11 protein-coding genes and 3 tRNA genes are annotated in these 20,537 nt (G+C 58.5%); 8 read left to right on the forward strand and 6 right to left on the reverse strand.

Going from position 1 to position 20,537, the window contains the following annotated elements; all coding sequences use genetic code 11:
* Positions 1-19: 19 nt before the first annotated feature.
* On the reverse strand, positions 20-1,327 hold the full coding sequence (locus KSP9073_RS15775; RefSeq protein ID WP_108843901.1) for a M18 family aminopeptidase: 1,308 nt from the start codon (positions 1,325-1,327) through the stop codon (positions 20-22).
* A gap of 140 nt (positions 1,328-1,467) precedes the next feature.
* Here KSP9073_RS15775 and KSP9073_RS15780 point away from each other — a divergent pair, with 140 nt between their 5' ends.
* Positions 1,468-3,666 (forward strand): carboxy terminal-processing peptidase, encoded by a 2,199-nt coding sequence (locus tag KSP9073_RS15780; protein WP_108843902.1) that lies wholly within the window; start codon positions 1,468-1,470, stop codon positions 3,664-3,666.
* 124 nt (positions 3,667-3,790) lie between these two features.
* Here KSP9073_RS15780 and KSP9073_RS15785 read toward each other — a convergent pair whose 3' ends face one another.
* From KSP9073_RS15785 to KSP9073_RS15800, 4 genes are all read right to left on the reverse strand, one after another.
* The gene (locus tag KSP9073_RS15785) at positions 3,791-3,985 is read right to left on the reverse strand and encodes a hypothetical protein (protein WP_108843903.1); all 195 of its coding nucleotides are present in this window, start codon (positions 3,983-3,985) and stop codon (positions 3,791-3,793) included.
* A 599-nt stretch (positions 3,986-4,584) separates the two neighbouring features.
* Positions 4,585-4,660 (reverse strand) — tRNA-Asn (locus KSP9073_RS15790).
* 22 nt (positions 4,661-4,682) lie between these two features.
* Positions 4,683-4,758, reverse strand: a tRNA-Asn gene (locus KSP9073_RS15795).
* 112 nt (positions 4,759-4,870) lie between these two features.
* Positions 4,871-4,947 (reverse strand) — tRNA-Met (locus tag KSP9073_RS15800).
* 284 nt (positions 4,948-5,231) lie between these two features.
* On the opposite strand from KSP9073_RS15800, the gene betI reads away from it, so the two are divergent.
* From betI to betA, 3 genes are all read left to right on the forward strand, one after another.
* A complete protein-coding gene (betI, locus tag KSP9073_RS15805) occupies positions 5,232-5,828 on the forward strand; it encodes a transcriptional regulator BetI (protein ID WP_207771500.1) in 597 nt (198 codons plus the stop codon).
* Positions 5,829-5,878: 50 nt separating this feature from the next.
* Positions 5,879-7,348 carry a betaine-aldehyde dehydrogenase gene (gene betB, locus KSP9073_RS15810; protein ID WP_108843905.1) on the forward strand — a complete coding sequence of 490 codons (1,470 nt, stop codon included), beginning with the start codon at positions 5,879-5,881 and terminating at the stop codon, positions 7,346-7,348.
* A gap of 87 nt (positions 7,349-7,435) precedes the next feature.
* Entirely contained in the window at positions 7,436-9,139 is a 1,704-nt protein-coding gene (betA, locus tag KSP9073_RS15815; protein WP_108844000.1) for a choline dehydrogenase, read from the forward strand.
* Positions 9,140-9,206: 67 nt separating this feature from the next.
* On the opposite strand, the gene edd is transcribed toward betA, so the two are convergent.
* Positions 9,207-11,078, reverse strand: coding sequence for a phosphogluconate dehydratase (gene edd, locus KSP9073_RS15820; protein ID WP_108843906.1), 1,872 nt, complete (start codon positions 11,076-11,078; stop codon positions 9,207-9,209).
* 321 nt (positions 11,079-11,399) lie between these two features.
* Between edd and KSP9073_RS15825 the strand changes: the two genes are divergently transcribed.
* From KSP9073_RS15825 to KSP9073_RS15840, 4 genes are all read left to right on the forward strand, one after another.
* On the forward strand, positions 11,400-12,668 hold the full coding sequence (locus tag KSP9073_RS15825) for an efflux RND transporter periplasmic adaptor subunit (protein ID WP_108843907.1): 1,269 nt from the start codon (positions 11,400-11,402) through the stop codon (positions 12,666-12,668).
* Positions 12,665-15,802, forward strand: coding sequence for a multidrug efflux RND transporter permease subunit (locus KSP9073_RS15830; protein ID WP_108843908.1), 3,138 nt, complete (start codon positions 12,665-12,667; stop codon positions 15,800-15,802). Before KSP9073_RS15825 ends, KSP9073_RS15830 begins: the two co-directional genes overlap by 4 nt.
* Positions 15,799-18,861, forward strand: a complete 3,063-nt coding sequence (locus tag KSP9073_RS15835) for an efflux RND transporter permease subunit (RefSeq protein ID WP_108843909.1) — start codon at positions 15,799-15,801, stop codon at positions 18,859-18,861. The genes KSP9073_RS15830 and KSP9073_RS15835 overlap by 4 nt, the downstream gene beginning before the upstream one ends.
* A gap of 232 nt (positions 18,862-19,093) precedes the next feature.
* Positions 19,094-20,485 carry a hypothetical protein gene (locus KSP9073_RS15840; protein ID WP_108843910.1) on the forward strand — a complete coding sequence of 464 codons (1,392 nt, stop codon included), beginning with the start codon at positions 19,094-19,096 and terminating at the stop codon, positions 20,483-20,485.
* Positions 20,486-20,537 lie beyond the last annotated feature (52 nt).

The raw sequence follows: 20,537 nt of genomic DNA on the forward strand, positions 1-20,537 counted from the left end.
TACCTGCCATTCGGATGCTTCAGCTCAGGTGCTCGCGATTGCAAAACGTCGTCAGCGCCCGGATCAGATAATCGGGATCATGTGCACCCGCCGTCTCGCGGATGGAATGCATCGCCCACTGCGCCAGCCCGATATCCAGCGTGGGCACCCCGGTGCGGGTCGCTGTAAGCGGCCCGATCGTGGTACCACACGGCATGTCGGCACGACTGACAAACGTCTGCACCGGCACGTCCGCCTCACGACAGATCTCGCGAAAAAGCGCGCCGGTCGCAGCGTTGGTGGCGTAGCGCTGACTGGCATTGACCTTGATGACGGGCCCTCGGTTGAGCGCCGGCTGATGACGTGCATCGTGCTTGTCGGGATAGCTCGGATGCACGGCGTGTGCGTTGTCACACGATATCAGACGCGATGACTGCAAAAGTCGGACACGCGCTCCGGCACCGCCATCCCCCTGCGCCTCGGCCAGACGTGCCACCACATCACCCAGCAGCGTGCCCTGCGCACCACCCGTGCTGCCACTGCCAATCTCTTCGTGATCATTGGCAATGAAAAGTGCGCCCTGGGTACCGTCACTTTCCATCAGTGCGCGCATGCCACAGTAGCAGGACAGCAGATTGTCCAGCCGCGCCCCGCTGATCATCTCTCCCTCAAGCCCTACCTGCGAGGCCGGCTGCGCATCATGAAAACTCAATTCATAGTCAACGATGCCGATATCCTCCAGACCATGCTGATCGGCAAGCCAGCGCTTGAGCAGCGAATCTATTGAAGGCGGCACCTGATCGGGGCCTGCCTGCCAGACCACCGGCGCCATCTGGGTCTGGGCATTGAGTGCCTTGCCCTGATTGACGTCGCGATCCAGGTGAATGGCGAGACTCGGAATAATGGCGACCGGCTGATCGATTTGAAAGAGCTGCTCCCGAAGTCTGCCCTGACCATCACGCAGATACACTCGACCGGCAACGGCCAGATCACGATCAAACCAGGGCGCCAAAAGTGCACCACCATAGACTTCGACCCCCAGCTGCATCCACTGGGCCGACATCTGTACAGGCTGAGGCTTTAAACGCAGTGCCGGGCTATCCGTGTGGGCGCCGATCATGCGAAGTGCCTCCAGCGGCCCCTCGGGCAGCTGAAAGGCGATCAGTGCACCTCCGGCGCGCGTGCAGTAATAACGCTTGCCGGGCACAAGCTGCCAATGCTCGGTCTCGTCCAGTGGCATGAAGCCTGCCTCCTCAAGACGCGACGCCATCTCCCTGACCACATGCCAGGGTGTAGGGGAATACTTGAGAAAATTGAACAAATCAGTAATTGTCGAGGAATGAAACACGTAATTCTCCCATACTACCTATCGGTGATAAGCACGTCGGGCTGCTACAATGACGGCCCTGCCTGCTGGCCTGCAACAGATCCTTTTAATCTCGTAATAACAGAACATAAAGTGTACATGAACCCGGGAGTGCTTCATTGATGAGCCTGTTTGCCCCAGCCCGCAATATTGCGGTGTTCGCTCTGTGCCTTTTGACTGCCCTGCCCGCAATGGGTGATGAGGCAATCAAGCCGACCGACGAGGGGCGACAGGCGTCTCGGGAAGTCATTCAATCACTGGAATATGGTCACTATGAACCTGTAACGCTCAACAATGGCTGGGCCGACAAGGTCTTCAGCCGCATGTTGAAACTTCTGGATTCACAGCACGCCTATCTCACCCGCGAAGATATTGCCCAGTTCAGCGATCTGCGTACAGGGCTTGATGAAATGCTGGTAGAAGGTGATCTGGATCGCGTCTATGCGTTTTATGATCTCTACCAGGCACGTCTGGAAAGTCGACTGGAATGGCTGATCGACCGGCTCGAAAACCAGCCCGACTTTGACTTCTCCGGCAATGAGCGTCTGCCGACCAATCTTGAAGACGCTGACTGGGCAGAAAGCCGCAATGAGCTGGATGATCTCTGGCGCCGGCGGCTTAAAAATGCGGCCCTGACCCTGTCACTGGCACCGGACACATCGCAGGATCGGCCGGTGGTGGATACCAGCGTTCTGTCCGAGATCGCCACTATCCCGGCGCCAGCGCCCAAAGCCGGAACAGGCGATAGCGGCAAGACGATGTCTCCCGAAAAGATTGCCAAACAGCTGGCCGATCGTTACAAGAGCCAGCTTGCCCGCGTCAAACAGACCAATTCCGAAGATGTGCTGAGTATTGTGCTCAATGCCGCCACGGGCTCCATTGATCCCCACTCGGAATACCTTTCTCCCAGCCGTGGCCAGTCCTTTGACATCCAGATGAAGCTGTCACTGGAAGGTATTGGCGCCCTGCTCCAGCAGGACAGCGAATACGTTCGCGTTTCAAGTCTGGTATCCGGTGGTCCCGCCGAGCGCAGCGGCCAGCTCAAGCCGGCCGACCGCATTGTCGCCGTCGGTGATGGCGATAGCGGCGAAATGATCAGCGTGATCGGCATGCGCCTGGATGAAGTCGTTGAACATATTCGCGGGCCGAAAGGTTCAAAGGTACGCCTGGAAATCATCCCGGCCAAAGCCGTTGATGTGACCCAGACCAGGACCATCGAGATCACGCGCGATACCGTCAGCCTGGAAGATCAGGCGGCCAGCAGCCGCATCGTCGAATCCCATCACAATGGAGAAACCCATCGCGTTGGCGTGATCAAGGTGCCGGCCTTTTATGTCGACTTTGACGCCTATCAGGCCGGTGACAAGAACTATCGCAGCTCGACACGCGACGTTGCGCAGCTGATTGAAAAGCTGAAGACACAAAACGTGGAAGGCATTGTGCTCGACATGCGCGGCAATGGTGGCGGTGCACTGCAGGAAGCCAACTCGATGGTGGGCCTCTTCATCGATCGCGGCCCTACCGTTCAGGTTCGCGATGCCCGCGGACGCATCAGTCTTTATGGTGATACGGATCGCGGCGCTGCCTATGACGGCCCGCTGGCCGTGCTGGTCGACAGGCTCTCTGCTTCCGCCTCGGAAATCTTTGCCGGCGCCATACAGGATTACGGCCGCGGCCTGATACTCGGCAACCAGACCTTTGGCAAGGGCACGGTTCAGACGCTCAGCGACCTGAGCCATGGCGAGCTGAAGCTCACACGCGCCAAGTTCTATCGAATCTCGGGAGAAAGCACTCAGCTGCGCGGTGTGGAGCCGGATATTGCCTTCCCCAGCCTGATCGACAAGGATGAAATCGGTGAAAGCGCGCTCGACCATGCACTGGCATGGGATACGGTACGTCCGGTCAGCTATCGCATGTACGGCGAACCCTGGCAGTTTGTGGCGCAACTCAGGCAAAAACATGAGCAGCGCGCGCAAAACAATCCCAACTTCCATTATCTGACGCGTGAGGCGCAGCTGGCCGAGCAATTCCAGGCTCAGAACAATACCGTCAGCCTCAACCGAAAACAGAGAAAGCGCGAAATGGAAGCACAGGAAGCCGAGCAGCTGGCGCTTGAAAATCAGCGCCGCCGCGCACTGGGACTGCCTGAAATCGATACCTGGACCGATGCACGCGATGAAGCGCTGCAGGCCGGAGAGGATGCGGAGTCCGAATCTCCCATTCAGCAGGCGGCCATGGATGAAAGTGCCGAGATTCTACTGGATTATGCCTTGCTGACCGACAAGGGACGCAAGCCGGAGACCCCAGCTCCCCGGCCCTGATCCCATCATGAAAAAGGGCTGCCTGTTACAACAGGCAGCCCTTTTTTATTGTCAAAAAAACCGGCTTTTATATAAACATTCAACGCTTTCAAATGAACACGCAATAAAAAAAGGACTAATCAGATTATGATTGCTGCATGAGTTTTAATATTTTAACGGTGTCCTGATGACTCATACCATAACTCTGCATCAATGCTTCAAGCTCTTCAAAAAAGGCGGGTCTAGCGGGCGCCTGCCTGTCGAGATTTCTCAACATCTCGCCAAGCTGATTATCAAGCGACCACTTGTCCTTGATGGACAGGTTTCTCTCGCGGGGCATTCTTTTACATTCCTGAAATTATTAATGTTGCGGATAGGCAAGATGTTGCAAGACACATGGACTATCAGGGATATGGCCAGATGGCGCTGCCAATAGACAGATGCCCACAGGTGAGCAACGCGACATATCGAAACAACATGACAACACTGGCTCAAGCCCGAACCATCACCGCTCGGATAACAGGCCGCCTACCGGGAATAAACCGAACGATCCGGAATGCCGTTTAATCGAACGACAACGCTGATCGAATAGTAATGTTAATCGAATAACATTGTTAACCGAAATAGCATCGATCCGAATACCGGTCGCCCGAACAACCATCATTCAAAATAAGATTCTGAAAGTAAAAACAGTAAACGTCGTTTTCAGGCACAGATGGATATTTCTTATAACAAACGTTATTTATGGAGTCAAACAAGGGCTGGTGGGGCACTTCGAAAAGACGTCGATACTTTTAAATTAAATAATGCGGATATAGCATCAGAAAGATAGCGACATTCGAGAACCAGGCAAGGTTAAACCTGAGCGTCGGATCAAAAATAAAAAGAAGGGATGATGCGGGTTATGGCGCTACATACCTGCCCAAGCGTGACAAGTATTGGCTCCCTGAGCAGGACTCGAACCTGCGACCCAATGATTAACAGTCATTTGCTCTACCAACTGAGCTATCAGGGAACAACGGTATATCAGACTTTATTGGCTCCCCGAACAGGACTCGAACCTGTGACCCAATGATTAACAGTCATTTGCTCTACCAACTGAGCTATCGGGGAATGTCTTCCGAATACGCGGCGTAGTATACGTATTTCAGAAAAAACGTCAAGGCCCTGATAAAGACCCCGGCGTTATTCGCGACAATCATACGACACGAACATTGCCTGTCGCTGGTGGCTACGCCCTGATTCGAACAGGGGACCCCATCATTATGAGTGATGTGCTCTAACCAGCTGAGCTACGTAGCCATGCGACCGTGCGCATTGTACAGAAGCACCACCGATATGCCAATCCCTCATGGATTTCCTTCACCCATACTGGGTTATCTGCCCCTGCCCTCGCTTCCCCCACCAAAAGCCTTATTAAATGAGAATACTCACGGTCAAGGTCATACAGGTTCATTGTTTATCGGTCATAAGGCCTGTATGACGCAAACACCAAATACCCCATCCATTTTTATTGATTGATCGTTCAATAAAAAATGGCTACCCTGAATATCAATCACCGTCGTTCACAAAGGGAGAGGCGATCAGTGCCCAAGATAGGTATGGAGCCCATTCGTCGACAGCAACTGATTGACGCCACCATGGCCACAATCGATGAAGCAGGTCTGGCCGACAGCACCATCATGCAGATCTCGCGACGTGCGGGCGTCTCTGCCGGCATTATCAGCCATTATTTTGGCGGCAAGGACGGGCTTCTCGAGGCCACCATGCGCCATATTCTTGCCGACCTTGGCGCATCGGTCGCTCGACGGCGCCAGGCATTAAGCAGCAGTGACGCCAAAGCACATCTTTATGCGATTGTGGAAGGCAACTTTGATCGCAGCCAGGTCAGCCAGGCGGTCATGAAGACATGGCTGGCCTTCTGGACCACCAGCATGCACAAACCGGATCTGCAGCGGCTGCAAAGGGTCAATGACCGCCGCCTTTATTCCAACATTACCTATCAGCTTCGAAAGCATCTACCCCCTGAACAGGCCCGCACGGCCGCGCGCGGGCTGGCAGCGCTGATTGATGGCCTGTGGCTGCGCGGTGCGCTGTCACCCGAGAAATTCGATATTTCAAACGCAGTGTGGCTGGCCTGTCGCTACATTGACGAACAGCTTCAGGGCGGTGATACCGCCTGACGTCATATGCACTTTTGACACTTCAAATTCATGTTTATCCAGGAGGCCCCATGGCCGTTTTCGACACCCAACAGCTCTATATTGACGGCAAACGCGTTGATGCGACCTCTGGCGAAACCTTTCAGTCCATTAACCCCTACAACGGCGACGTACTGGCCGAGGTTCAACAGGCTTCTCAAAACGACGTCGATCGAGCCGTTGAATCGGCACGCCGCGGCCAGAAGGTGTGGGCTGCGATGACAGGCGTTGAGCGCTCACGCATTCTCAATCGCGCCGTTGCCCTGCTGCGCGAAAGAAACGACGAGATCGCTCGCATTGAATCGATGGACACCGGCAAACCGCTGAGCGAGACCACCGCCGTGGATATCGTGACCGGTGCCGATCAGCTCGAGTATTACGCCGGTCTTGCCGCCGCCGTTGAGGGTGAGCAGATTCCCATTCGTGCTGACTCCTTTGCCTATACCCGGCGTGAACCGCTCGGAGTATGTGCCGGCATCGGCGCCTGGAACTATCCGATCCAGATCGCCTGCTGGAAATCGGCACCGGCACTGGCCACCGGCAACGCCATGATTTTAAAGCCCAGTGAAGTCACCCCGCTGACCACGCTGATGCTGGCTGAAATTTTCACCGAGGCCGGCCTGCCCGACGGTGTCTTCAACGTGGTGCAGGGCGATGGCCGTGTCGGGGCGATGCTGACCGAGCATGTCGGTATCGACAAGATCTCCTTTACCGGTGAGGTGAGTACCGGCAAAAAGGTCATGTCATCTTCGGCGTCCTCTTCACTAAAGGAAGTCACCATGGAGCTGGGCGGCAAGTCTCCCCTGCTCGTCTTTGCCGATGCCGATCTTGATCGCGCAGCCGACGGCGCCATGATGGCCAACTTCTATTCCACCGGTCAGGTGTGCACCAACGGTACGCGCGTGTTTGTCGAACGCTCGGTCAAGGAAGCCTTCGAAGCCAGGCTGCTTGAGCGTGTCGAGCGTGTGAAAGCCGGCGACCCCATGGACCCGACGACCAATTTCGGTCCGCTGGTCAGTTTCGAGCACATGGAAAAGGTCTGCGAATATCTGGACGCCGGCAAAAAGGATGGCGCCCGGTTACTGACAGGCGGCGACCGCATGCTGGAAAGCGAATTCGGCAAGGGTGCCTTTGTGGCCCCCACCATCTTTACCGACTGCCATGACGACATGCGCATCGTGAAAGAAGAGATTTTCGGACCGGTCATGTCGATTCTGGCCTTTGACGATGAAGAAGAGGCCATACGTCGCGCCAACGACACGCAGTACGGCCTGGCCGCCGGCGTGTTCACCGAAGGTCTCAACCGCGCGCATCGAGTGGTACATCAGCTCGAAGCCGGTATCTGCTGGGTCAACACCTGGGGCGATAGCCCGGCTCAAATGCCCGTCGGCGGCTACAAGCAATCCGGCGTTGGCCGTGAAAACGGTCTTTTGACGCTGGCGCACTACACGAAGGTCAAATCAATCCAGATCGAGATGGGACCCTTTGAATCCGCGTTCTGATGGCGGCGGCTTCCCGTTTTGACAGGGCAGGCCTCCATGAGGCCTGCCACTTTCGATCAACTGCCCATGGCACACCGGGAGGGCTTTATGGCTCACACTCGCGAATATGACTACATCATTATCGGGGCCGGTTCAGCCGGTAACGTCCTGGCGGCGCGCCTGACCGAAGATGACGACGTGACGGTCCTGCTGCTGGAAGCCGGCGGCCCGGACTATCGTCTGGACTTTCGGACCCAGATGCCAGCGGCACTGGCCTATCCGCTACAGGGCAAACAGTACAACTGGGCGTTTGAGACCGACCCCGAGCCCTTCATGAACAACCGTCGCATGGAGTGTGGGCGCGGCAAGGGTCTGGGCGGTTCATCGCTGATCAATGGCATGTGCTATATCCGCGGCAATGCCATGGACCTGGAAGGCTGGGCCGAGCAGCCCGGTCTTGATGACTGGACCTACGCCAACTGCCTGCCCTACTACAAAAAGGCCGAAACCCGGGATATCGGCGGCAATGACTATCACGGCGATCACGGGCCGGTTCATGTGGCCACCCCAAAACCGACCACCAATCCGGTCAATCGAGCCTTCATCGAAGCCGGCAAGCAGGCAGGCTACGGGGAAACCGACGATCTCAACGGCTACAAGCAGGAAGGCTTCGGCCCGATGGATCGCACCACCACGCCCAACGGTCGACGCTCCTCGACGGCCCGCGGCTATCTGGATATCGCTCGTCATCGCAGCAACCTGACCATCGAAACGCGCGCGATGACCGATCGCATTCTGTTCGAGGGCAAAAAGGCCACAGGCGTTGCCTACTCGCGAAAGGGGCAAGACGAGCAGGTGCATGCCCATCGTGAAGTGCTGTTGTGTGCAGGCGCCATCGCGTCACCGGCCATCCTGCAGCGCTCTGGGGTCGGTGACCCCGACTGGCTTGAAGAGATGAGCATCGATGTGGTGCATGCGCTGCCAGGGGTGGGTAAAAATCTGCAGGACCACCTGGAGATGTACATTCAGTACGAGTGCAAGCAGCCCATTACGCTTTATTCGGCGCTGAAGTGGTACAACCAGCCCAAAATCGGCGCGCAGTGGCTGTTCCAGGGCAAGGGCATCGGGGCCAGCAACCAGTTCGAAGCCGGTGGTTTCATTCGTACCGATGAAGGGGAATCCTGGCCTAACCTGCAGTATCACTTTTTGCCGTGTGCCATCAGCTACAACGGCAAGAGTGCCGTGCAGGCGCATGGCTTTCAGGCCCACGTGGGGTCCATGCGTTCAAAAAGCCGCGGCCGGATCAAAATCAAATCGCGCAACCCGATTGAGGCGCCCAGCATTCTCTTTAACTACATGAGTGATGAGCGTGACTGGGAAGAGTTTCGCGACGCTATTCGAGTTACTCGGCGCATCATCGAACAGCCGGCCATGGACCCGTATCGCGGCCGTGAAATTGCGCCCGGCGCGGATGCCCAAAGCGATGAGCAGCTCGATGCCTTCGTGCGCGACCATGCCGAAACGGCTTACCATCCCTGCGGCAGTTGCCGGATGGGCGAAGGCCCCGAAGCCGTGGTCGACGGTCAAGGCCGTGTCCATGGCATGGAAGGCCTGCGCGTGATTGATGCCTCCCTCATGCCTGTCATCGTGACCGGCAATCTGAATGCCACCACCATCATGATGGCGGAGAAACTCTCCGATGCTGTTCGTGGTCGCGAACCGCTGGCGCCCCTGAAGAACGTCACATTTCACACGGCGCAAAAAGCCAATCAGAACGCACGTGACGCCGAAACAATGAAGGCGCATCCGTAGTCTAGAGTTGGCCTGCCAATAAAAACACCGGGCATGAGCCCGGTGTTTTTCATCCCTGGCCACTGGCTCAGAGCGGAGAGTGTGCCCTTTCAGCAGGCGAGACCGCCGTTATTTCGGCCGCTTCGAAGCCGCCAAAGGTGCTGGCCCCCTCCTCGGCGCTGCCAACAAGCTGACGCATACCGGCAAACATCTCGCGTCCCATACCATGATGATACTGCTCGAGATCGGCCCGGGCACACGGCCTTGCGGCAAATTCCTCGGCATCGATGAGCACCTCAAGGTGTCCGTCAATCGAATCGAGTCGCACCATATCACCATCACGCAGGCGTGACAGCGGCCCGCCGTCGAGCGCCTCTGGCGTCATGTGAATCGCGGCAGGTACCTTACCGGACGCGCCTGACATGCGCCCATCGGTGACCAGCGCGACCCGAAAGCCTCGATCCAGCAGCGAGCCCAAATAGGGTGTGAGCTTGTGAAGCTCCGGCATGCCGTTGGCGCGCGGCCCCTGAAACCGCACCACGGCAATGAAGTCACGCTCGAGCTCGCCGTTGTTGAAGGCCGTCTTGAGCGCCTCCTGATCGGCAAATACCCGCACAGGCGCCTCGATGATGCGAAACTCCGGCTTGACCGCCGAGACCTTGATCACGCCACGCCCAAGGTTGCCATCCAGCACCGTAAGCCCACCCGTGGGCGAAAAGGGATGTGCGACATCAGTCAGCACTTCCGGATCAAGGCTTTCAGCCGGGCCCTCGCGCCAGACCAGCTCCTCCCCTTCCAGAAAGGGTTCCCGGGTGTAGCTTTGTGCCAGCGTTTTACCCGTGACGGTCCTGATATCACCGTGGAGCAGTTCGCCCTTGAGCAGCTCACGGATCAGTACGCTCATGCCGCCGGCGGCGTGGAAGTGATTCACATCCGCCTGACCGCTTGGATAGATATGCATCAGACTGGGCACTACCGCTGACAGTTCGGCAAAGTCGTCCCAGTTCAGCGTAATGCCGGCCGCGCCGGCCATGGCAATCAGGTGCAGGGTATGGTTGGTCGATCCCCCCGAGGCCAGAAGCCCTACCAGCGCATTGACGATGGCGCGCGCATCGATCTGCTGCCAGAAGGGAAGATAGCCACCGCCCGGCTCGGAATTCTTGATGGCACGCTCAGTGGCATGGGCAGTCAGGGCTTCACGCAGGGGCGTATTCGGGTTAACAAACGAGGACCCCGGCAGATGCAGCCCCATGATCTCCATCATCAGCTGATTGGAGTTGGCCGTGCCGTAAAAGGTACAGGTACCGGGCGCATGGTAGGAGGCCGACTCCGACTCCAGCAGCTCGGCGCGGCCAACCTTGCCTTCGGCAAACTTTTGACGAATGCGCGCCTTTTCCTTGTTGGGCAGGCCACTGGGCATCGGACCTGCGGGAACAAAGATTGCTGGCAGATGCCCAAAGCGTGCCGCCGCGATGAAAAGACCGGGGATGATCTTGTCGCACACCCCTAAAAAGAGGGCCGCATCGAACATGTTGTGGGAAAGCCCGATGGCGGCGCTCCGGGCGATGCTGTCGCGCGAAAAGAGCGACAGCTCCATGCCGGGCTGGCCCTGAGTGACCCCGTCACACATGGCCGGCACACCACCGGCCACCTGCGCCGTTGACCCCATGCGACGCGCCGCCTGGCGAATGACATCGGGGAATTGCTCAAAGGGCTGGTGGGCCGAAAGCATATCGTTATAGGACGTCACGATGCCCAGGTTGGCGCTGTTGGTCAGCTTGAGCTGCTGCTTGTCGGAGGCACTGCAGGCCGCAAAGCCATGGGCCAGATTGCCGCAGTCAAGCGCACCACGATGAACACCACGGCGATGCTGTGCCTGCATGCGGGCTTCATACAGGGCACGACGCGGGGCAGAACGCTCGATGATGCGCTGGGTTACGCGGGTCAGGGTGGTGTGCATGAAAACCTCGCCTGTCACGGTCTCAAGTGGGAATGGATTAGTTTATCCGAATTGTCTCGTCTTTGTAGTTAAACTACCTTTGTCGTCCGCTACAATACCCGGTCTGCATTACGCCTTTTCAGGCCAAAGGCCTCAACGATACGATAGAATGCCGTCTTCGGGCGCAAAGAATGTCATTCCACAGGGTGTTGGCAATTTCTCACATGACACCCGGTATCGCCCTGATCATTCATGACAACATTACCCTGACACTATCCGCCGACCGGCGCTCATTTGGCGCCTGCCGTGGGAAAACAACAGCCTGACAACGGAAGTGGACGCATGCCTCACCCTTCAACGCACCGTGTATCCGTCAAGCGCGTGCTTTTCTGGACCCTGCTGGTTCTGATCGGTCTGATCGCCCTGTGGTGGTTTTTCCTGCGCGACACACCGGACAGTGATGACAAGACCGAATCAGGTGCGTCCATGCCACGGGCTGCCGTGGCGGCGGTCGCCGCACAGCAGGGAGACTTTCCGGTCACTCTGAACGCGCTGGGCACCGTGCGCTCGCTTTCAAGCATTGAGGTTCGCCCGCGGGTTGAGGGCGAGCTGGTCTCGGTAGACTTCAGGGAAGGCCAAAGCGTTGAAAAGGATCAGGTGCTGGCGCATATCGATGATCGCACCTATCAGGCGCAGCTGGCCCAGGCCAATGCCGAACTGACCCAGAATCAGGCACAGCTGGCCACGGCGCGTGAGGACCTGAAACGCTACGAGAATCTCGCCCGCGCCAATAATGTCTCGCGCCAGGATGTCGAGACACAGCGCCAGCTGGTGCGTCAGTATCAGGGGGCCGTGGAGGCCTCGCGCGCCAGCGTGCAGGACGCGCGGGTTCAGCTGGACTACACCACGGTTCGTGCCCCGGCCGCCGGCATCATTGGCCTGCGCAACGTTGACCCGGGCAATATCGTCTCGACCGGGGATGATGACCCCATCGCCATGCTGACCTCGCTCAACCCCATTTCGGTGGTGTTTTCCCTGCCCGGCCAATACCTCTCCCGGGTTCGCAACAGCATGCAGCAGGGCCCCATGATGGTCAGTGTCATGAATGACAGTGCGACCGACACGATCACCAGAGGCGAGCTGACCAGCATCGATAGCGCCATCAATACCGATACCGGCACGGTACGGCTGCGCGCGCGGCTGAACAACGACGACGAGCAGCTTTTCCCCAACGCCTTTGTCAACGTGGAGCTCACCCTCGCCACGCTGGAAAACGTGGTGATTGTTCCCGAAACCGCCATTCAGAACAGTGAATCCGGTAACCATGTCTATGTGGTGGATGACAAAAATACCGTGCACCAGCGCAGCGTTACCGTGGGGGCCAGTGATGACCTGCATGCCGTGATCGACTCGGGACTCAAGGTCGGCGACCGCGTCGTGGTGGATGGCGTGGATCGACTGCGCGATGGCGCCATCGTCAATGTGGTCAGCAACCATCTGCCGGGCGAAAGCGATGCCGGCGACGAGACACCACCGGCAGGAGAATCCACCAACGAAGGTCAGTTAAAGGCCACTGACGCGCCCGAAGACAAGGGTGATCGATCGTCATGAACCCGTCGCGTCTTTTTATTGTTCGACCGGTTGCGACATCGCTGATCATGCTGGCCATTCTGCTGGCCGGCGTCATGGCCTACCGGCTGCTGCCGGTGGCCTCCCTGCCGGAGGTGGATTACCCCACCATCCAGGTCACGACGCTTTACCCCGGGGCCAGCCCCGAGATCATGCTCTCCAATGTCACCTCGCCGCTGGAGGATCAGCTCGGCCAGATCTCCGGTCTTGAGGACATGCGCTCTACCAGTACCGGTGGCGCCTCGCTGGTGACCCTGCGCTTTGGCCTCGACAGTGATCTGGGCGTGGCCGAGCAGGATGTTCAGGCCGCCCTCAATCAGGCCAGCAACCTGCTGCCCGATGATCTGCCCATGCCGCCCAGCTACAGCAAGGTCAACCCGGCGGATGCACCGGTCATGACTCTGGCGGTGCGCTCGAACAATCTGCCGCTGACGCGCGTTTATGACCTGGTGGATACCCGCCTGGTGCAGCGGCTTTCGCAGATCAGCGGGGTCGGGCTGGTCTCATTGTCGGGCGGCCATGAACCTGCCATTCGTATCGACGGCGATGCCCGTAAAATGGCGGCACATGGTCTGGATATGGAGGCCGTGCGCAACGCCATTGCTGCGGCCAACGTCAACCAGCCCAAGGGGACGTTGTACGGCCCCTATCGGGCGCTGACGATCGATGCCAACGATCAGCTGACCTCTGCCGATCAGTACCGTGACCTGATCGTCAAATATGACAACGACATGCCGCTGCGCCTTCGCGATATCGCCAATGTGCACGAGGGATCGGAAAATGCCTGGCTGACCGCCTGGGCCGACCATGAACCGGCGCTGATCATCAGCGTTCAGCGCCAGCCCGGCGCCAATGTCACCAGCGTGGTCGATGACATCCACCGCCAGCTGCCCGAGCTGCAGGCGAGCCTGCCTGACAGCGTGGATATTTCGGTGCTCAGCGACCGCACCCAGACCATTCGCGCCTCGGTCGAGGATACCCAGTTCGAGCTGGTGCTGGCCGTGGGGCTGGTCATCCTCATCACCTTTTTGTTTCTGCGCAATATTCCGGCCACCATCATTCCGAGTCTGGCCGTGCCCATGTCGCTGATCGGCACCTTTGGCGTCATGTATTTGGCAGGCTTCAGCCTTAATAACCTCACCCTGATGGCGCTGACGATTGCGACCGGCTTTGTCATCGACGATGCCATCGTGGTGCTGGAAAACATCATTCGCTATCTGGAAAAGGGCGAAACACCCATAAATGCGGCGCTCAAGGGCGCCAAACAGATCTTTTTCACCATTATTTCGCTGACCGTCTCGCTGGTGGCGGTGCTGATTCCGCTGCTGTTCATGCAGGATGTGGTGGGGCGTCTGTTCCGCGAGTTTGCCATCACACTGGCCGTCGCCATCGTGATTTCAGCGTTCATTTCCCTGACGCTGACCCCGATGCTGTGCGCCAAAATGCTCAAGACACGAGCGCCGAAAGACGGCGCCGACCAGGAAGATGAGGCCCGGACGCATGCCGAAAGCTACGCCGGTCTTTTTGGACGACTATTGCGCCTTTACGACCGTGGGCTTCAATGGGTGCTAAGCCATCAGCGTCTGACGCTTGCCGTGGCCGTGATCACCTTTGCCGTCACGGCACTGTTGTATCTGGCCATCCCCAAGGGGCTCTTTCCCCAGCAGGATACCGGTGCCATTCGCGGCATCAGCGAAGCCGATCAGTCCATTTCCTTTGACGCGATGGCCGAGCATCAAAAGGCCCTGGCGGACATCATCCTCAAGGACCCGGCAGTGGAAAGTCTCTCCTCGACCATCGGCGTCAACGAGGACAACAGCACGCTCAACACCGGTCGATTTCAGATCAATCTCAAACCGCTGGCCGACAGGGACGGCGCTCAGGAGGTCATCAAGCGACTTGGCGAGAAAAGTCGCGCCGTGGCCGGCATGCGGCTTTATCTGCAGCCGCTACAGGACCTGACGCTGGATGACAACGTCAGTCGCTATCAGTACCAGATGTCGGTGACCAACAACGATGCCGAGCGGTTGTCACATGATGTGGACGCCCTGATTCAGCGCGTTCGCCAGTCACCGGCCATTTCCGGAGTGGCCTCGGATCTGCAGGGCCGTGGTCTGCAGCTGTATCTCGACATTGATCGCGATCGCGCCAGCCGGCTGGGCATCAGCGTCAGTGATATCGATGCCACACTCTATAACGCCTTTGGTCAGCGGCTGATCTCGACCATCTTTACCCAGTCCAATCAGTATCGGGTGGTGATGAACGTCGATGATGAGCAGCAGCGTGGCCCCTCGGCGCTGGACCGCCTCTATCTCGAGGCCGACAGCGGTGACATGGTGCCGCTGACGTCACTGGTCAGTGTCGAACAGCGCTATACCAGCCTTTCGATGTCGCGACAAAACCGTATTGCCGCCGCCAACGTCTCCTTTGACGTGGCGCCTGGCTACTCACTGTCAGAGGCCTTTGATGCCATCGACGAGGCCAGCCATCAGGCAGATCTTGACCGGGATACGCAGCTGGCCTATCAGGGCGCCGCACTCGGATTTGCCGGCTCCACGGCCAATACGCTGCTGCTGATTCTGGCCGCTGTGGTGGTGATGTATATCGTGCTGGGCGTGCTCTATGAGAGCTATATCCATCCGCTGACGATTCTCTCCACCCTGCCATCCGCGGCCATCGGCGCGCTGCTGGCGCTGATGGTCACCGGCAACGATCTGGGCATGGTGGGCATCATCGGTATCATCCTGCTGATCGGTATCGTCAAGAAAAACGCCATCATGATGATCGACTTTGCCCTCGACGGTCAGCGCCGTCAGGGGCTTGATCCCCATGAGGCGATCTATCAGGCCGCCCTGTTGCGCTTTCGCCCCATCATGATGACCACCTTTGCCGCCCTGTTCGGTGCCATTCCCCTGATGCTCTCCAGCGGTTTCGGTTCGGAGCTGCGCCAACCCCTGGGGCTTGCCATGGTGGGTGGGCTGTTGGTCAGTCAGCTGCTGACGCTGTTTACCACGCCGGTCATCTATCTGTTCTTTGACCGTCTGGCCGGCAGGGTCACTGCCCGCGGCAACGACACGACTGCCAGCGATGACACCGCCGATGGACGCACCTCATGAGTCTGTCTTCGCCTTTCATCCAGCGACCCATCGCCACCTCGCTTCTGACACTGGCGATCATTCTGGGCGGACTGCTCTCCTACGTGCGCCTGCCGGTGGCACCTCTGCCGGCGGTGTCATTTCCAACGGTGCTGGTCACGGCCAGCCTCTCCGGGGCCAACCCCGAGACCATGGCCTCAACGGTGGCTACGCCGCTGGAGCGCTCGCTGGGCCAGATTGCCGGGATCACCCAGATGACCTCGTCAAGCTCGGAGGGCTCGACCAGCGTCATCATCCAGTTCGAGCTGGAAAAGGACATCAACGAGGCCGCCCGCGAGGTACAGGCCGCCATCAACCGGGCCGAGGCGCTGCTGCCCAGCGCCATGACCAGCTCGCCCAGGCTTCGAAAGCTCAACCCGGCCGACTCACCAATCATGCTGCTGTCGCTGACCAGCGCCGAGATCGACAAGGGCACGCTTTATAACCTGGCCAATCAGGACATTGCTCCGCGCATTGCCCAGGTCGACGGCGTCTCCCGCGTCAGCGTCGGCGGCAGCTCTTCTCCGGCCGTGAGGATCACGATCAATCCGCGCAAGCTCGAAAATGCCGGTATCGGCCTTGATCAGATTCGCGACGCCATCAATGCCGCCAACAGCAATCAGCCCACCGGATTTACCGAAGATGAGCGGTATCGCTGGAGTATTCATACCGACTCCCAGATGTTCGAGCCTCAGAACTATCGCGACCTGATCATTGCTCGGGATGGTGATCACGTCATGCGCCTTGGCGATGTCGCCAGGGTGGAAAAAAGCGTCGAGGACATCTACAACGTCGGGTTTTACAACCGCCAGCCCGCGGTGGTGATCGTGGTCAGCCCGGCCAGCGATGCCAATGTGATCGAGACCATCGATCGCATCAAGGCACGCCTGCCCGGCATCTACGACGCCCTGCCCGCCAGTGCCGACCTGCACACGGTAATGGACCGCTCTCCTGGCATCAGCGCTTCGCTGCAGGAAACCCAGATCACCCTGATTCTGGCCGTGTTTCTGGTGGTCATGGTGGTGTTTGTCTTTCTGCGCAATGCGCGCGCCACGCTGATCCCGAGCGCCGTGATTCCGGTGTCACTGCTGGGCACCTTCATGGTGATGTATCTGCTGGGCTATTCGCTCAATACGCTGTCGCTGATGGCGCTGATCATTGCCATCGGTTTTGTGGTCGATGACGCCATTGTGGTAGTGGAAAACATTGCCAGACACATCGAAGCCGGCATGGAGGTACGCCAGGCCGCGCTGCTGGGCGCTCGCGAGGTGGGCTTTACGGTGCTGTCGATGAGCGTCTCGCTAGTGGCCGTCTTCGTGCCATTGCTATTTCTGGGCGGGTTTATCGGTCGGCTCTTTCACGAGTTTGCCGTGACGCTTGCCACGGCCGTCATGGTCTCGCTGCTGGTATCGCTGACCCTGACCCCGATGCTGTGTTCACGCTGGCTGAAAGGCTCTATCCATGCACGCCCGCCCGGTCGACTTCAGCATCTTGTCGAGCGTAGCGGCCAGCGCATTCTGGCAGGCTATGAGCGCACGCTGGATGTGGCCCTGCGCCATCGACGCCTGACGCTGTTGTCACTGGTGGCCGTGATCGCACTCAACGGGTTTTTGTATGTGCACATCGACAAGGGGTTTGTGCCCGATCAGGACACGGGCCGATTGATTGGCGCGGTACGCGGTGATCAAAGCATCTCGTTTGATGCCATGTCGGCCAAGCTGGACACGGCCCGCGACCGCCTGCTGGCCGATGACTCGGTCGCCAGCGTGCTGGGCTTTCTGGGCGGCAGCGGTCCGGCCGGCGGCGGCGTGAATTCGGCCACGCTTTTTGTGACATTGAAACCGGAGCGCTCGGGCGATACCAATGCCAACGGCAACCGGCTTTCCGGGCTGATGAGCAATATTCCGGGGGTGCAGGTTTTCATGCGCGGCCTGCAGGATCTACGCATGGGCGGGCGCTCATCCAGCAACAGCCAGTACGAGCTGACGCTTAAAAGCGATGATCTCTCGCTGCTGCGGGAATGGTCACCACGCGTGGCACAGGCCATGCGTGGCATTTCGGAAATTACCGGCGTGGACAGCGACAGTCGCGATGGCGGCCAAGCCATCAAGCTGGTGGTGGATCGCGATCTGGCCGCACGGCTGGGGCTGAGCATGCGTGATATCGACACCCTTTTGGGCAATGCCTTTGCTCAGGGACAGATTGCCAGCGTCTATGAAGGCACTAACCAGTACTATGTGGTGCTGGAAGTTGCCCGGCAGTGGCAGCGCTCGGCCAGGGCACTGGAGATGATGCATATCATCAACGATGACGGCAGCCCCATCCCGCTGTCGGCCTTCAGCCACTATGAGCGCAGCACCAGCCCGGTCAGCGTCAGCCATCAGGGGCAGTTTGCCGCCACCACGGTGTCGTTCAATTTGAGTGACGGCGTGTCGCTGTCCAGCGCCACCGACATCATCAGTGACCGGCTCGATCGCCTGCATCTCCCCACGGATATTCAGGCCGACTTTGAAGGCAATGCCGCCAGTTTCCAGAGCGGTGTGGAGGCCATGCCCTGGCTGATACTGGCGGCGCTGGTGACGGTCTATCTGGTGCTGGGCATTCTTTATGAAAGCTACATTCATCCGCTGACAATCCTTTCCACCCTGCCCTCGGGCGGTATCGGCGCCCTTCTGGCACTGATGTGGCTGGGCAAGCCCTTCACCCTGATTGCGCTGATCGGCATTATCCTGTTGATTGGCGTGGTCAAGAAAAACGCCATCATGCTGGTCGACTTTGCCCTGAACGCCGAGCGTGAACGTGGTCTCTCTGCACAGGACGCCGTTCGAGAAGCGGCCCTGGTGCGCTTTCGACCCATCATGATGACCACACTGGCCGCCATTCTGGGCGCTTTGCCGCTGATGTTCGGTACCGATGAAAACGCCGCACTGCGCGCCCCGCTGGGCATCTCCATTGTGGGCGGCCTGATCGTCAGCCAGATCCTGACGCTTTATACCACCCCGGTGGTCTATCTCTATCTGGACCGACTGAGACGGCGCTGACCAACGCCTTGCCGCCAACACATCAAAGGGCACTTCCCACTACCGGAGAAGGGCCCTTTTTACATTCATGGCACCTGTTGACCTCCACGGCCCCAGTCAGCGGCCCGCGATCTTCTTGCCAAACAACATTTATCCCTCAGGCCGCCAGTGATACGTTACCAGTGACAGGGCGTATCACAACAACAACACGACGCCATGTCTGCCTACATAAAAATGATCAAAGGAACAGTTCATGACAAGCCAATCGGATTCACGACGCCTGAAAATACTGGTGCTCTCTCTGAGTATCTCCACAGCCATGGCGGCCACCGCCGCACAGGCCGCCCCACAGGATCAGCAGACCATCGAGGCACTGCGCGCGCAGCTTCAGCAAATGCAGCAACGCCTTGATCGACTGGAACAGCAGCAGGCTGCTGCCAGCCAGGAAAGCACGCAAGATACAGGCACCTCGCAGAGCAGCCAGAATACCAGCAACAGTACACAGCAGTCCGGCGGTGGCCAACAGGTGGCCAATAGCGAAGGCCGCACCCAGAGCGGCGTACCCTCGACCGCCGAAGAAAACCAGTCGGCCATTGAGCAGCTTCAGCAGACCAAAATCGGCGGCACGCTGGAGCTGAGTACCCATTTCGATGACTGGAACGAAGGCAGCCGAGATCGTGCCGGCGACATGGATTTCGGCAAGTTCATCCTGACGGTGGATGGCGAGGTCAACGATATTCCCTACTCGATGGAGTATCGCTTTTATGACGGCTATCAGTTCCTGCATCACGGCTGGGTCGGCTACAACGCCAGTGATGAGGACACCTTCCAGCTAGGCCTGGTGCAGTCTCCGTTTGGCAGCTCCGAGTTCGGCTACATGGGTTGGTACGGCAACCTTCCCTACTATATGGGCTTTGCCGACAACCAGAATGCCGGTCTCAAATGGGAGCACGATGCCGGAAAATGGACCTCATCACTGGCCTTTTTCAAGAACAGCCAGCTGGGCACCGGTAACGAGCATTACGGGACCAACCCCGTGCCAGAGGGAGATCAGGACAATCGCGCCGTTAATCAGCTCGCCGGGCGGTTCGGCTACACCTTCGGCTACGACACTGACTACAGCACCGAGCTGGCGATTTCCGGGCGTGGCGGTCAGTTCTACAACGACACCACCAACGATAGCGGTGACAACTGGGCAACGGCCCTGTCGCTCAACGGCAAGTACGGCAACTGGAGCACACTGCTGCAGGCAACTCACTATGAATATCACGCCAAAAACCCGACCGGTGTCTCCCGCGACACGGTTCAGGTCGGCTCCTTTGGCGGCAACTGGCTGATTCCTGCCACCGCACAGATCTATTCGGCGAGCCTTGGCTACGATATGGACGTCGACTGGGGCCCATTCAGCAGCGTGACGTTCTTCAACGACTACAGCTATGTCAGCCCCGACGGCGATTATGACTTCGCCGGCAATGGCGGCAGCATTCAGGACCCGCAGCTCAATGATGTGGGCATGCTGCTGTCAGCCGACCCGTTCTATGTCTGGTTTGACATCGTCACCGGCAAAAATGCCTTGGGCTTTATCGGGCCCGCTGATGATCAGTGGCACACCAGTATTCAGAGTAACTTCGGGGTCACGTTCTAACGATCATCTCATCCATAAAAAACCCCGGCCATGGCCGGGGTTTTTTAATGCA

Origin of the sequence: Kushneria phyllosphaerae (assembly GCF_900312995.1) — a bacterium.
In the GTDB taxonomy this organism is placed as follows: domain Bacteria; phylum Pseudomonadota; class Gammaproteobacteria; order Pseudomonadales; family Halomonadaceae; genus Kushneria; species Kushneria phyllosphaerae.

Coding starts and splice junctions, on each gene's coding strand:
- KSP9073_RS15785 (WP_108843903.1), bottom strand. CDS start 3,985: ATGCCCCGCGAGAGAAACCTGTCCATCAAGGACAAGTGGTCGCTTGAT.
- KSP9073_RS15780 (WP_108843902.1), top strand. CDS start 1,468: ATGAGCCTGTTTGCCCCAGCCCGCAATATTGCGGTGTTCGCTCTGTGC.
- betA (WP_108844000.1), top strand. CDS start 7,436: ATGGCTCACACTCGCGAATATGACTACATCATTATCGGGGCCGGTTCA.
- KSP9073_RS15830 (WP_108843908.1), top strand. CDS start 12,665: ATGAACCCGTCGCGTCTTTTTATTGTTCGACCGGTTGCGACATCGCTG.
- KSP9073_RS15835 (WP_108843909.1), top strand. CDS start 15,799: ATGAGTCTGTCTTCGCCTTTCATCCAGCGACCCATCGCCACCTCGCTT.
- KSP9073_RS15840 (WP_108843910.1), top strand. CDS start 19,094: ATGACAAGCCAATCGGATTCACGACGCCTGAAAATACTGGTGCTCTCT.
- KSP9073_RS15825 (WP_108843907.1), top strand. CDS start 11,400: ATGCCTCACCCTTCAACGCACCGTGTATCCGTCAAGCGCGTGCTTTTC.
- edd (WP_108843906.1), bottom strand. CDS start 11,078: ATGCACACCACCCTGACCCGCGTAACCCAGCGCATCATCGAGCGTTCT.
- betB (WP_108843905.1), top strand. CDS start 5,879: ATGGCCGTTTTCGACACCCAACAGCTCTATATTGACGGCAAACGCGTT.